General features: G+C 67.6%; 1 protein-coding gene and 1 pseudogene. Both read left to right on the top strand.

The window, feature by feature from the left end; translation table 11 throughout:
- Positions 1–688, top strand: a pseudogene (locus ACJA3G_RS37165) (hypothetical protein); the annotation flags it as partial.
- A 36-nt stretch (positions 689–724) separates the two neighbouring features.
- Positions 725–1,304 (top strand): lytic transglycosylase domain-containing protein (locus ACJA3G_RS37160; RefSeq protein WP_406557419.1); only part of this gene is annotated, 580 nt, incomplete at its 3' end.

The following is a 1,304-nucleotide window of genomic DNA, read 5'->3' as shown; positions in this document are numbered from 1 at the left end:
GTTCCAGGGGTTGCCGGGTGGGGAGGGGGACGGGGCCAAGGCCAGGGCCTCGGGGTCGGCCGGGCCGTCGGGCAAGCCGTCCGGCCGAACCTCGCCCGCCGCTTCGGGCGGCTCCGGGGCAGCGCAGCAGCCGCCGAAGTACATCGAGAACAACCGGGTCTCGCGCGACTACTGGACGCTGTCCAAGGACCCCGTCACCGCCTCGCACGGAGTCGGTGAGTGCCGGACCATCGGCGGGGAGGGCAATACACCCGCCGAGTTCCAGACGGCGGTCGAGGATTCCGCCGACCAGAACCTTCCGTACGTCGCGAAGAAGGCCAAAATCGTGATGCGGATGAAGGATGCCGAGCTGAAGGACGCCAAACCCGCTCCGTACTACATCTCCGTCGGGGTGAAGCCGCCGCACGAGATCGATCCCGGCACGGGCAAGCCCTTCGTGGATCTCACGATGGAGAACAAGTCCATCGGCTACACCAGCCGACCGGTGGACATCTACCGCAAGTGGAAGTCCGGTGAGTTCATCGAGCTGACGTATCCGGACGACTACACCAGCCACTTCGGGGGCAGAACCGAAGACGCCATCCCGGTCGCCAACGACCCCGGGGACTGGACGGTCGTCTTCTACCACGTCAGGAGCAGTCCGACGGACTACGCGAGCATCGCGTGTTCTGGCTTCCGAGTGAAGTAGGCGGTGAACCGGGCCCGAATGGGGGAGGGTTGAGGGGTGCGTAAATACCTGGTGGCCGGAGGCGTCGCGACAGGGGCGGGCGTGGGCTTCGTCGCGCTGCTCGTCGTGGGCACGTACTCGGCGGCGGCCGGGCTGAACTCCGGGTCCGGCGCGGGCAAGTCGGTCGGGCTGGCCAAGGGGGCGGTGCCCGCCCTGTACCAGCCGCTGGTGCAGAAGTGGGGGAACCTGTGCCCGGCTCTCAACCCGGCGATGCTCGCGGCCCAGTTGTACCAGGAGAGCGGCTGGAACCCGGCGGCCAAGAGCCCGGCCGACGCGCGCGGCATCGCCCAGTTCATTCCCGGCACCTGGGCCACCCACGGGATCGACGGCAATGGCGACGGCAAGAAGAACATCTGGGACCCGGCCGACGCGATCCCTTCCGCCGCCTCGTACGACTGCGAACTGGCGGGATACGTCAAGAACGTGCCGGGGGACCAGAGCAGCAACATGCTGGCCGCCTACAACGCGGGGTCCTACGCGGTCATCAAGTACGCGGGCGTGCCGCCGTACAAGGAGACCCAGGGCTATGTGAAAACCATCCGCACCCTCGAAAAAAGCTTCGCCCGCCCCACCACCC

Source organism: Streptomyces sp. YS-3, from assembly GCF_045257485.1.
Classification (GTDB): Bacteria; Actinomycetota; Actinomycetes; order Streptomycetales; family Streptomycetaceae; genus Streptomyces.
Note: the sequence above shows the minus strand (reverse complement) of the source record. Positions and strands in the feature narration are given on the sequence as shown.